Source organism: Methylobacterium sp. NMS14P, from assembly GCF_028583545.1.
Classification (GTDB): domain Bacteria; phylum Pseudomonadota; class Alphaproteobacteria; order Rhizobiales; family Beijerinckiaceae; genus Methylobacterium.
The window spans coordinates 827,445-839,232 of sequence record NZ_CP087106.1; the positions used below are offsets into that span (position 1 = coordinate 827,445).

At 70.1% G+C, this 11,788-nt stretch carries 9 protein-coding genes; 7 read left to right on the forward strand and 2 right to left on the reverse strand.

All coding sequences use genetic code 11. The features are described 5' to 3' along the window. Positions 1–16 precede the first annotated feature (16 nt). Entirely contained in the window at positions 17–706 is a 690-nt protein-coding gene (locus LOK46_RS03905) for a uracil-DNA glycosylase (protein ID WP_273562573.1), read from the reverse strand. 284 nt (positions 707–990) lie between these two features. Here LOK46_RS03905 and hemH point away from each other — a divergent pair, with 284 nt between their 5' ends. Beyond that, positions 991–2,073, forward strand: a complete 1,083-nt coding sequence (gene hemH / locus LOK46_RS03910; RefSeq protein ID WP_273562574.1) for a ferrochelatase — start codon at positions 991–993, stop codon at positions 2,071–2,073. Positions 2,074–2,165: 92 nt separating this feature from the next. Further along, positions 2,166–2,324 (forward strand): hypothetical protein, encoded by a 159-nt coding sequence (locus tag LOK46_RS03915; protein ID WP_273562575.1) that lies wholly within the window; start codon positions 2,166–2,168, stop codon positions 2,322–2,324. Between the two features lie 46 nt (positions 2,325–2,370). Here the strand turns inward: LOK46_RS03915 and LOK46_RS03920 are convergent, their stop codons facing one another. Then, positions 2,371–3,291: a peptidylprolyl isomerase gene (locus LOK46_RS03920; RefSeq protein WP_273562576.1), complete on the reverse strand. Its 921-nt coding sequence runs from the start codon at positions 3,289–3,291 to the stop codon at positions 2,371–2,373. Positions 3,292–3,552: 261 nt separating this feature from the next. Here LOK46_RS03920 and secA point away from each other — a divergent pair, with 261 nt between their 5' ends. From secA to ahcY, 5 genes are all read left to right on the forward strand, one after another. Continuing rightward, positions 3,553–6,444, forward strand: coding sequence for a preprotein translocase subunit SecA (secA, locus tag LOK46_RS03925; RefSeq protein WP_273564532.1), 2,892 nt, complete (start codon positions 3,553–3,555; stop codon positions 6,442–6,444). Between the two features lie 7 nt (positions 6,445–6,451). Next, positions 6,452–7,126 (forward strand): dethiobiotin synthase, encoded by a 675-nt coding sequence (bioD, locus tag LOK46_RS03930; protein ID WP_273562577.1) that lies wholly within the window; start codon positions 6,452–6,454, stop codon positions 7,124–7,126. 112 nt (positions 7,127–7,238) lie between these two features. Continuing rightward, entirely contained in the window at positions 7,239–9,182 is a 1,944-nt protein-coding gene (locus LOK46_RS03935) for a potassium transporter Kup (RefSeq protein WP_273562578.1), read from the forward strand. Between the two features lie 306 nt (positions 9,183–9,488). Continuing rightward, positions 9,489–9,893 (forward strand): CsbD family protein, encoded by a 405-nt coding sequence (locus LOK46_RS03940; RefSeq protein WP_273562579.1) that lies wholly within the window; start codon positions 9,489–9,491, stop codon positions 9,891–9,893. Positions 9,894–10,051: 158 nt separating this feature from the next. Then, the gene (gene ahcY / locus LOK46_RS03945) at positions 10,052–11,452 is read left to right on the forward strand and encodes an adenosylhomocysteinase (RefSeq protein ID WP_273562580.1); all 1,401 of its coding nucleotides are present in this window, start codon (positions 10,052–10,054) and stop codon (positions 11,450–11,452) included. The last annotated feature ends 336 nt before the right edge of the window (positions 11,453–11,788 follow it).

Consider the following 11,788-nt stretch of genomic DNA (forward strand, 5'->3'; position numbering starts at 1 on the left):
CGGATCGGCGCCGGCCTCAGCCGAGGCGCCAGTCGATCGCCGGGCGGCCGTGCGCGGCGAGCCACCGGTTGGCCCGGCCGAACGGGTCGGACCCGGGAAAATCCCGGGCCCGGTTGAGCGGCGAGGGGTGTCCGCTCTCGAAGACGCCGTGGCGGCCCGCGTCGATCAGCGCGGCCCTGGCCCGTGCCTGGGCGCCCCAGAGCAGGAACACCGCGGGCTCCGGACGCGCCGAAACGGCGCTCACCGCCTCGTCGGTCAGCGCGGCCCAGCCGTAGCGCAGGTGCGCGCCGGCCTTGCCGGCCTCCACGGTGAGCGCGCTGTTGAGCAGGAGCACGCCCTGCCGCGCCCAGGGCGTCAGGTCGCCGCCGGCGGCGCGGTCGGATCCCGCCTCCGCCAGGATCACCTTCAGCGAGGCGGGCAGGCGACCGGATCCCACGAACGAGAAGGCGAGGCCGTTGGCGTCGCCCGGGGTCGGGTACGGGTCCTGCCCGAGGATCACGGCCCGCACGTCCTGCAGCGGGGTCTCGGTCAGGGCGCGGAAGATCCGGTCGGGGGCCGGCAGCACGCGGGCACCCGCGGCGATTCGCGCGTCGACCCGCCGGGCCACGGCGTCGGCCACCCCAGCGGCGAAGAAGGGCAGGCTCAGCCACGACGAGCCGGAGGCGCGGAAAGCGGTGAGGGCGTCGGCGACGGGCGTGTCGGTCATGGTCTCTCGCGCTCGGATCCCCGGCGCAGATAGGGGGCTGGCGAGCGCCGTCACGGGCGCGGCGGTTGCGGCTGCGAGCCGCCCGTGTTTAGGGACTAGGGTCGAGCGTGCCGCCGATCGCGGTGCGGCATGGCGCGTCCGGTCTTCGCCGGGCGGCTTCGCACCCTACATGGAAGCGCACCCGACGGGGTTTTAAGCCTCCGGCCCGGTTCAGGCGTACGCGCCGGCGGCCGGATATCGGAAACCAGAGGAAGGATCTCGGCGCGCGGCGCCGGAACGCTGCCATGAACGAACGCGTCGAACCCGCCGCGCTGGCGAATGGCCGGCCCCTCGCACCGCTCAAGCCCGCGGCGGACACCCTGCCGGGCGACCACCCGAAGGTGGCCTGGGGCCGCGTCGGCGTGCTCCTGATGAATCTCGGGACGCCCGAGGGCACGTCCTACTGGCCGATGCGCCGGTACCTCAAGGAGTTCCTGTCGGACCGCCGGGTGATCGAGGTGCCGCGGCTGATCTGGTGGCCGCTCCTCAACCTGATCATCCTGACGAAGCGCCCCGGCCCGAAGGGCCGCGACTACGCCAGCGTCTGGAACAACGCGCTGAACGAGGGGCCGCTGAAGACCATCACGCGCGGCCAGAGCGAGCGCCTTCAGGCGGCCATGGGCGAGTCCGTGGTGGTCGACTGGGCGATGCGCTACGGCAAGCCCGAGGTTGCCGGCCGGATCCAGGCGCTGCTCGACCAGGGCTGCGACCGCATCCTGCTGGTGCCGCTCTACCCGCAATACGCCGCCGCGACCTCGGCCACGGCCTGCGACCAGGCCTTCCGGGCGCTGATGGACATGCGCTGGCAGCCCTCGGTGCGCGTCTCGCCGCCCTATCACGACGACCCGGTCTACATCGCCGCCATGGCCGATTCGATCCGCGAGGGCCTGGCCAAGCTCGACTTCGAGCCGGAGGTGATCCTCACCTCGTTCCACGGCGTGCCGCGGAGCTACCTGCTCAAGGGCGACCCGTACCACTGCCAGTGCCACAAGACCGGGCGGCTGATCCGCGAGGCGCTGGGCCTGTCGCCGGAGAAGATGCGGGTGACCTTCCAGTCGCGCTTCGGCAACGAGGAATGGCTGAAGCCCTACACCGACGAGACGGTGATGGACCTCGCGAAGTCGGGCGTGAAGCGGATGGCGATCGTCGCCCCGGGCTTCACGGCGGATTGCCTGGAGACCCTCGAGGAACTCGACGGCGAGAACCGCCACTACTTCGAGGAGAACGGCGGCGAGCGCTTCGCCTACATCCCCTGCCTGAACGACAGCGACCTCGGCATGCGGGTGATCGAGCACGTCGTGCGCCGCGAGTTGCAGGGCTGGATCTGAGATCCGGGCCGGATGCCGCTTGCGGCGCGGCCCGGCCCGCCTATTATTTTCCTAAGCTGAACGGGCCCGTCGGTTCGGCGCGGGAGGATCACATGGCGTTCTTCATCGGCATCGCGTGTCCGTGGCTGCTGATCGCGGTGCTCGACAGGATCGCCGAGGGGCGCCGCGGCGCCGAACTCGCGGCACTCGGCATCACGCCGCAGCCGGCGCCGGCGCAGTCCAGCTACCTCGTCCCCGATCGGCCGTACTGACGACGGGGCGCGGCCCCACGGGGCCGCGCCGGTCAGTCTCGAACCGTCACTTCTTCGGCTCGGGCGCGGCCTGAGCGGCCGGCGGCGCGTCGGTGCGCTCGATCTTGGCCTCCGAGCGGAGCTTCAGGATCATGTCCTGCTGCGCCTTGCGGATCAGGTGCTGGTCGATCTGCTCCTTGAGCTCGTCGAAGGTCGGCTGCGGTTTGGTCCGCTTCTCCTCGACCTTGATCACGTGCCAGCCGAACTGGGTCTTGATCGGGTCGGAGATCTGGCCGGGCTTCATCGCGAAGGCGGCGTTGGCGAAGTCGGGCACCATCCGCTCCTTGGTGAACCAGCCGAGATCGCCGCCCTCGGCCTTCGAGCCCGGGTCCTTCGACGCCTCGGCGGCGACCTTGGCGAAATCCTCGCCGCCCTTGATGCGCGCGGCGATCTTCTTGGCCTCGGCCTCGTTGTCCACCAGGATGTGGCGCGCGTGCACCTCCTCCTCGGGCTTCATCAGCTTGACGGTCTGGTCGTAGATCGCGTGCTCCGCCTCGGGCGTGACCGCGCGCTTGGCCTCCTGCTCCAGGTAGTCGTCGAGCAGGAGCTTGTCGCGGAAATAGGCGAGCTTGCGCTTGAACTCCGGCGTGTCGCCGATCTTGGCGGCCTCGGCGGCCTGCGCGCCGACGCGGAGGTCGACCATGTAGTCGACGAGCAGGTTCTTCTTCTGGGCCTCGTCGACCCCGGGCAGCGACAGGGCCGGGTCATCGGCCGCGATGGCGAGGTCGCCCTGCGTGATCGGCTTGCCGTTCACGCTCGCCACGACCGCGTCCGCGCTCGGCGCGGCGGCCGGCGTCGCGGCGGGGGCCGCCGGCGTGTTGGCGGCCGGCGTCGGGGCCTTCTGGGGTGCCTGGGCCAGCGCCAGTCCCGGCATCGCGATCATGACGGCGAGCGCGCTGACGCGCCGGAGAAGGGCGGTGTTCGGCATACGGGCGAAGTCCTCGGCTCACGTCTCGGCGTCGCGCCGGATCGGCCGGGCGTCGCGCCGCGGCACAGGTGGCCCGCGTCGGGCGAGAAGGCAAGCGCGGCCATTTCGCGGATGCCGGAACCGTGACCGTACCGGCTCGCGTTGAGGGCTGCCCCTTCCAGGTGCGCCGGGCGATGTTTACCTCTATAAGCCCGGCCAACTCCGTCCAGGCCGGCCCGCCACGCTCACCCGTGGGCGGGCTCGCGCGTCCGCAGGTCTATGATGCTCGGCTCCATCGCCAAGAAGATTTTCGGCTCCTCAAACGACCGCCGCGTCAAGGGCTACCGCCCGCGCGTCGCGCAGATCAACGCGCTGGAACCGGAGATCCAGGCCCTCTCGGACGAGGCCCTGCGCGCCCGCACCGACATGCTGAAGGCCGAACTCGCCAACGGCAAGAGCCTCGACGACATCCTCGTGCCGGCCTTCGCCACGGTGCGCGAGGCGGCCAAGCGCGTTTTCGGCCAGCGCCACTTCGACGTGCAGCTCATCGGCGGCATGGTGCTCCACGAGGGCGGCATCGCCGAGATGAAGACCGGCGAGGGCAAGACCCTGGTGGCGACGCTGCCGGTCTACCTCAACGCGCTGGAGGGCAAGGGCGTCCACGTCGTCACCGTCAACGACTACCTCGCCGCCCGCGACGCCGAGTGGATGGGCCAGCTCTACCGGTTCCTGGGTCTCTCCGTCGGCACGATCGTGCACGGCCTCGACGATGCGCAGCGCAAGGACGCCTATGCCTGCGACATCACCTACGGCACCAACAACGAGTACGGGTTCGACTACCTGCGCGACAACATGAAGTACGAGCTGTCCCAGCTGGCGCAGCGCGGGCACAACTTCGCGATCGTCGACGAGGTCGATTCGATCCTGATCGACGAGGCGCGCACGCCGCTGATCATCTCGGGCCCGGTGGACGACCGCTCGGAGCTCTACGTGTCGGTCGACGCGATCATGCCGCGGCTGGTGCGCGAGCACTACGACCTCGACGAGAAGCAGCGCACGGTCTCGCTCACGGAAGCCGGCAACGAGTTCGTGGAGGAGACCCTGCGCGAGGTCGGCCTGCTCAAGGACGGCGACCTCTACGACGCGCACAACGTCAGCCTCGTCCACCACGTGAACCAGGCGCTGCGCGCCCACACGCTGTTCACCCGGGACAAGGACTACATCGTCAAGAACGACGAGGTGGTGATCATCGACGAGTTCACCGGCCGCATGATGCAGGGCCGACGCTACTCGGAGGGGCTCCACCAGGCGCTGGAGGCCAAGGAGCGGGTCACGATCCAGCCCGAGAACCAGACCCTCGCCTCGATCACCTTCCAGAACTACTTCCGCCTCTACAAGAAGCTCGCCGGCATGACCGGCACCGCCTCCACCGAGGCCGACGAGTTCGCCGAGATCTACAAGCTCGACGTGGTCGACATCCCGACCAACAAGGAGGTCGAGCGCGTCGACGAGGACGACGAGGTCTACCGGACCGTCGGCGAGAAGTACGAGGGCATCATCGCCGAGATCGACAAGGCGCACGCGCGCCACCAGCCGATCCTGGTCGGCACCGGCTCGATCGAGAAGTCGGAGCACCTCGCCGAGATGCTCAAGAAGGCCGGCTACACCCTGCTCGACTACTCCGATCCGAACGCGCTGACCGACGTCTACGCCGCCGCCCGCGAGGGCCGGGTGACCAAGCGCTTCGCCGTGCTGAACGCCCGCTTCCACGAGCAGGAGGCCTACATCGTGGCCGAGGCGGGTGTCCCCGGCGCGATCACCATCGCCACCAACATGGCCGGCCGCGGCACCGACATCAAACTCGGCGGCAACCTCGAGATGCGGATCGAGAAGGAACTCGGCCACCTCGCCGACGGTCCGGAGCGCGACGCCGCGATCGAGGCGATCAAGGCGGAGATCGCCGAGAACCGCGCCAAGGTGCTGGCCTCCGGCGAGCCGGCCGATCCGGAGGCGGGCCGCAAGAAGGCCTTGCCCGGCGGCCTCTACATCATCGGCACCGAGCGGCACGAATCGCGGCGCATCGACAACCAGCTCCGCGGCCGCTCCGGCCGTCAGGGCGATCCCGGCCGCTCGAAGTTCTACCTGTCGCTTCAGGACGACCTGATGCGGATCTTCGGCTCCGACCGGATGGACGGGATGCTGCAGAAGCTCGGCCTGGAGCAGGGCGAGGCGATCATCCACCCCTGGATCAACAAGGCGATCGAGAAGGCGCAGCAGAAGGTCGAGGCGCGCAACTTCGACATGCGCAAGAACGTGCTCAAGTACGACAACGTCATGAACGACCAGCGCAAGGTCGTGTTCGAGCAGCGCCGCGACTTCATGGGCCAGGACAGCGTCCGCGAGACCGTGGACGAGATGCGCGAGGGCGTGATCGACGACTTGGTCGCCCGGCACATCCCGGAGAACGCCTACGCGGAGCAGTGGGACGTCGCCGGCCTGCGCGAGCAGGTGAAAGAGATCCTCAATCTCGACGTGCCGGTCGAGGACTGGGCCAAGGAGGAGGGCATCGCCGACGAGGAGATGCGCGAGCGCCTGCTCAAGGCGGCCGAGACGGCCTACGCCGAGCGGACCGAGAAGAACGGCGCCGAGGTCACGGCCTACATCGAGAAGCAGGTCCTGCTGCAGACGCTCGACCATCTCTGGCGCGAGCACCTCGTGACGCTGGACCACCTCCGGCAGGTGATCGGCTGGCGCGGCTTCGCCCAGCGGGACCCGCTGAACGAGTACAAGTCCGAGGCCTTCGACCTGTTCAACGGGCTCGTGACCGCCCTGCGCGAGCAGGTCACCGCGCAGCTCTCGCGGGTCGAGATCATGATGCAGGAGCCGCAGGAGGAGTACCCGCCCGGCGGTCCGGCGCTGCCGCCGATGTTCGCCCAGCATCTCGACCCGGTCACCGGCGAGAACGAGATGGATTATGCCGGCCTCGGCTCGGGCAGCGACGGCGGCGGGGGCCCGGCCTACGGCTTCGCGGCGCAGGGCCTCGCGGCGGACGGCGCCGTGCTGGAGCGCGACCCGACCGACGCCGCCACCTGGGGCCGCGTCGGCCGCAACGAGCCGTGCCCCTGCGGCTCGGGCAAGAAGTACAAGCACTGCCACGGCAGCCTCCAGGCCTGAGGCGGGGATGCCCGCGCGGGCGCTGTTCATCGCCGGGGCCGGGACCGAGATCGGCAAGACCTACGTCACCGCCGCCCTGACCCGCCGCCTGCGGGCGCAGGGCCGGGCGGTCCGGACGGTGAAGCCCCTCGCCAGCGGTGTCCCGCCGCTCAGCGATCCCGGCTTCATCGAGAGCGACACCGCCCGGCTGCTGGACGCGCAGGGCCTCCCCCTGGACGAGGAGGCCGTGGAGGCCTGCTCGCCCTGGCGATACGCGGCACCGCTCTCGCCCGATCAGGCCGCCGTGCTGGAGGGGCGATCGCTGGACCTGGCCGACCTCGTCGGCTGGTGCCGGGACGAGATCGCCCGCGCGGAGGGCACGCTGCTGATCGAGGGCGTCGGCGGCCTCATGAGCCCGGTCACCGAAGCCGCCACCGGGCTCGACTGGCTCCGGGCCCTCGGCCTCCCGGCGCTGCTCGTATCCGGGAGCTATCTCGGGGCGATCAGCCACGCGCTCACCGCCTGCGAGACCCTGCGCCTCCACGGCGTGGCGCTGCGCGCCGTGGCGGTCAGCGAGAGCCCGGGGGCACCGGCGCCCGCCGCGACCGTGGCCGCCGCGATCGCCCGGCACGCCGGGGCACCCGTTATCTGCCTGCGTCGCGGCGACGCCTGCCCGGATGCCCTGGCCGCCCTGATCGGATGAGCGCCGCCGCGCCGTTGCTGGACGGCGCGGCCGCTGCCCCTAGCTTTACCGCTGCGGCGTCGAGCCCGGCGCCCGAATCGTCGGGGCCGGATGAGCCCTGGGGAGCCCTGCGGTGAGTCAGACTCTTGCGCCCGCGGCGAGTCCCCGATCCGACACCGGCACGGTCGACGCGGAAGCTGCGCGCGGCAGGCTCCGACCGGCCCTCGTTTTCGGCGCGCTGGGTGTCGTTTACGGCGACATCGGCACGAGCCCGCTCTACGCGTTCAAGGAGGCGGTGAAGGCCGCGACCGCGGGCGGCGCGTCAGTGCCGGCGGCGGCCACGGGCGCGGTCTCGCTGATCCTGTGGTCGCTGATCCTGATCGTGTCGCTGAAGTACGCGGTGCTGATCCTGCGCGCCGACAACCGCGGCGAGGGCGGCATCGTCGCCATGCTGGCGCTGCTCGGCGCCCGTCAGGCCCGGCCGGGGACGTGGAAGGCACTGCTGCTGGTGGTCGGGCTGGTCGGCGCAGCCCTGCTGTACGGCGACGGCGCGATCACGCCGGCCATCTCGGTGCTCTCGGCGATCGAGGGCCTGAAGGTCGACGCGCCCGGGCTCGGCCCGTACGTGGTGCCGATCACGCTGGTGATCCTGGTCGGGCTGTTCCTGGTCCAGCACAAGGGTGTCGCCGCCATCGGGCGGGTGTTCGGACCGGTCATGCTGGTCTGGTTCGTCGTCCTGGGGCTTCTCGGGATCGCCGGGATCGTCGCCAAGCCCGAGATCCTGGCGGCGGCCAACCCGCTCCGGGCCGTCGATTTCATGCTCCATGCCGGCTGGCACGTCAGCTTCGCGATGCTGGGCGCGGCCTTCCTGGCGGTGACCGGCGGCGAGGCGATGTACGCCGATCTCGGCCATTTCGGCGCCCTTCCGATCCGGATCGCGTGGTTCGCGCTGGTCCTCCCGGCGCTGGTGCTCAACTATTTCGGCCAGGGCGCCCTGCTGATCGCCGCACCCGACGCCCTGGAGAACCCGTTCTTCCGCCTCAGCCCCGACTGGGGCCATCTGCCCCTCGTCGCGCTCGCCACGATGGCGACCATCATCGCCTCGCAGGCGATCATCTCGGGCGTGTTCTCGCTGACCCAGCAATCGGTCCAGCTCGGCTTCCTGCCGGCCATGCGCATCGTCCAGACGGCGCACGAGGAGCGCGGCCAGATCTACGTGCCGGCGGTGAACTGGCTGCTCGCCGTGGCGACCCTGACGGCCGTCATCGTGTTCGGCTCCTCCGACGCCCTGGCCGGCGCCTACGGCATCGCGGTCTCGATGCTGATGGGCATCACCACCTTGCTCGCCGCGCTGATCGCGCTCCGCTGGGGCTACAACCCGGTCCTGGTCCTCGCGGTCAACGGCTTCTTCCTCGGCATCGACCTCGTGTTCTTCGCCGCCAACAGCGTGAAGATCCTGGAAGGCGGCTGGTTTCCCCTGGTGCTCGCCGGGCTCGTCGCCGCGATGATGCTGACCTGGAAGAAGGGCAACGAACTCCTCGAGGAGGCTCGGGCCGCGCTGCGGCTGCCGGAGGATGTCTTCCTCGGCGGTCTCCAGCACCGCGACCTGCTGCGGCTGCCGGGTACGGCCGCGTTCCTCTCGGCGGCCGAGCACGGCGTCCCGCTGCATCTCTCGCGCTTCGTGGAGCGTAACCACGCCCTGATGGAGCGCATCCTGATCATCACCGCGCTCTACGAGGAGACGCCCACCGTCCCGCGCGACCGACGCGCCCACGTGACGATCCTGGCGCCGGATTTCTACCGGGTGATCCTGCGCTACGGCTTCATGGAGGAGGCCTCGATCCCCGAGGGGCTGGCCTGCGCGGTCGAATCGCGCCACCTGCCGCCGCACGTCCTCGACGACATGACCGTCTTCGTCGGGCACGAGACGATCATCCCGCGACGGGACAAGCGGGGTATGGCGCCCTGGCGGGAGAACCTGTTCGCCTTCATGCAGCGCAACGCCGAGCGCACCGGCGCCTTCTTCGGCGTGCCGACCCGGCAGGTCGTGGAGGTCGGCACAGAGATCGAGATCTAGGCCCCGCCGGAGACGTTCCAGCCATCCGACAAGTCACCGCCGGGACGCGCTCCAGAACAGGCCGAGTCGTGCCGAGAGATCGGGGCGCCGGCCCTGCCGCGATGCGCCTCGATCAGTACCCCGCGATTGGCTCCCCGGCGGCCGTGGACGTCGCGCCGATCCGGACCTGTTTCCGGAACGGACGCGTCGACGCACGGAAACTTGAGGCCGCTCCGCGGCACCGCGGGGAACCGTGGCCTTCCGCCATCGTTCCGCCCCGACGCAGGCGTCGCGCCCCCGGGGCGCGCGCCGAATCGGAGAGACAGCATGAACAGGGATCATCTCGAGGGCGGCGTCCGCCACCTGCGCGGCCGGATCAAGACGGCGGCGGGCGCGGTCCGCGGCCGGGCGGGCGACCAGCTCGACGGCGCCTACGATCAGGCAGCCGGAGCCGCCCAGTACGCCTACGGCGAGGCCCGGGACACGGTCCGCGACCTGCGCCACGGCGGCGAGCACCTCGTCGAGGAGGGCCGCGCCCGGTTCCGCGACGTCAGCGAGCGCGGGCACGCCCTGGCGGACGAGGCGCTCGAGCGCGGCCAGCATTACCGCGAGCGCGCGGTGCGCCACGGTCGCACCCTCGCGGCGCGCGCGGACGAGAACCGCGGCACGACCCTCGCCCTCGTGGCCGCCGTCGCGTTCGGCCTCGGGTGGCTGGCGCGGCCGACCCGCTGAGCGGCGGGCGGGCCCCGATCCGGAGTGGGGCGGGCGCTCGCGCGGCCGCCCCGCCGGTTAGAACGCATAAAGACATCTTTATGTCTTGATTGCTTCGTACGCCGCGCGGTGGTAGGGGGTTGCACCGACCCGCAACGCGAACACGGAGCCATCGACTCATGGCCAAGGATTACATCGTCAAGGATATCGGGCTGGCCGATTACGGCCGGAAGGAGATCTCGATCGCCGAGACGGAGATGCCGGGCCTGATGGCGGTCCGTGAGGAGTACGGCGCGGCGCAGCCCCTGAAGGGCGCGAAGATTGCCGGCTCGCTGCACATGACGATCCAGACCGCTGTGCTGATCGAGTCCCTGAAGGCGCTCGGCGCCGACATCCGCTGGGTCTCCTGCAACATCTACTCGACCCAGGACCACGCCGCCGCCGCCATCGCGGCCGCCGGCATCCCGGTCTTCGCCGTGAAGGGCGAGACCCTCGAGGAGTACTGGGACTACACCTCGCGCCTGTTCGACTGGCACGACGGCGGCATGCCGAACATGATCCTCGACGACGGCGGCGACGCCACGATGTTCGTCCATCTCGGCCTGCGCGCCGAGAACGGCGACACCGCCTTCCTCGACAAGCCCGAGAGCGAGGAGGAGGAGGTCTTCTTCGCGCTGCTCAAGAAGAAGCTCGCCGAGAAGCCGAAGGGCTGGTTCGCCGGCCTCGCCGACAGCATCAAGGGCGTCTCCGAGGAGACCACCACGGGCGTCCACCGCCTCTACGTGCTGGCCAAGGAGGGCAAGCTGCTCTTCCCGGCGATCAACGTGAACGACTCGGTCACCAAGTCGAAGTTCGACAACCTGTACGGCTGCAAGGAGTCGCTGGTCGACGGCATCCGCCGCGGCACCGACGTGATGATGGCCGGCAAGGTCGCGATGGTCGCGGGCTTCGGCGACGTGGGCAAGGGCTCGGCCGCGTCCCTGCGCAACGCCGGCTGCCGCGTGCTCGTGTCGGAGATCGACCCGATCTGTGCGCTCCAGGCCGCCATGGAGGGCTACGAGGTCGTGACCATGGAGGATGCGGCGCCGCGCGCCGACATCTTCGTCACCGCCACGGGCAACAAGGACATCATCACCATCGACCACATGCGGGCGATGAAGGACCGGGCGATCGTCTGCAACATCGGCCATTTCGACAACGAGATTCAGGTGGCCGGCCTGAAGAACCTCAAGTGGTCGAACATCAAGCCGCAGGTGGACGAGATCACCTTCGCGGACGGCCACCGCATCATCCTCCTGTCGGAGGGCCGCCTGGTGAACCTCGGCAACGCCACCGGTCACCCGTCCTTCGTGATGTCGGCCTCGTTCACCAACCAGACGCTGGCCCAGATCGAGCTCTGGTCCAACCCGGGCAAGTACCAGAAGCAGGTCTACACCCTGCCGAAGAGCCTCGACGAGAAGGTCGCGGCCCTGCACCTGGAGAAGATCGGCGTGAAGCTCTCGAAGCTCCGCCCCGATCAGGCCGCCTATATCGGCGTCTCCGAGAGCGGGCCGTTCAAGCCAGAGCACTACCGCTACTGAGCCCGCGTCGCCGGCGGGGCGGACGGTCCCGGACCCGGGGCCTGCACCGCGCCGCCGCGACCCGGCGAGGTGGTCCGATCGGAAGATCCGAGGGCCCGGCGCGCTGCGCCGGGCCCTCTCGTTTGTCAAGCACCGAGCGCCGAATCGAACTGTGTCTTCTGTGTGTCGTTAACGACTGATTATGCCGACTTTGCCCAAAGCCACGCTTCGTTCCCCTTCCGGGGCGATTCCGCCGCACTGTAGAGTGCGGGCGAATCTTAGATCGATGGGGCTGCGGCGGTTCGGGAGAATCGCCGCGGGAACGGTGCCTTCTGCGCCGCGCGGCGACGCGCGCCG

Coding starts and splice junctions, on each gene's coding strand:
- LOK46_RS03905 (WP_273562573.1), bottom strand. CDS start 706: ATGACCGACACGCCCGTCGCCGACGCCCTCACCGCTTTCCGCGCCTCC.
- hemH (WP_273562574.1), top strand. CDS start 991: ATGAACGAACGCGTCGAACCCGCCGCGCTGGCGAATGGCCGGCCCCTC.
- ahcY (WP_273562580.1), top strand. CDS start 10,052: ATGGCCAAGGATTACATCGTCAAGGATATCGGGCTGGCCGATTACGGC.
- secA (WP_273564532.1), top strand. CDS start 3,553: ATGCTCGGCTCCATCGCCAAGAAGATTTTCGGCTCCTCAAACGACCGC.
- LOK46_RS03920 (WP_273562576.1), bottom strand. CDS start 3,291: ATGCCGAACACCGCCCTTCTCCGGCGCGTCAGCGCGCTCGCCGTCATG.
- bioD (WP_273562577.1), top strand. CDS start 6,452: ATGCCCGCGCGGGCGCTGTTCATCGCCGGGGCCGGGACCGAGATCGGC.
- LOK46_RS03915 (WP_273562575.1), top strand. CDS start 2,166: ATGGCGTTCTTCATCGGCATCGCGTGTCCGTGGCTGCTGATCGCGGTG.
- LOK46_RS03940 (WP_273562579.1), top strand. CDS start 9,489: ATGAACAGGGATCATCTCGAGGGCGGCGTCCGCCACCTGCGCGGCCGG.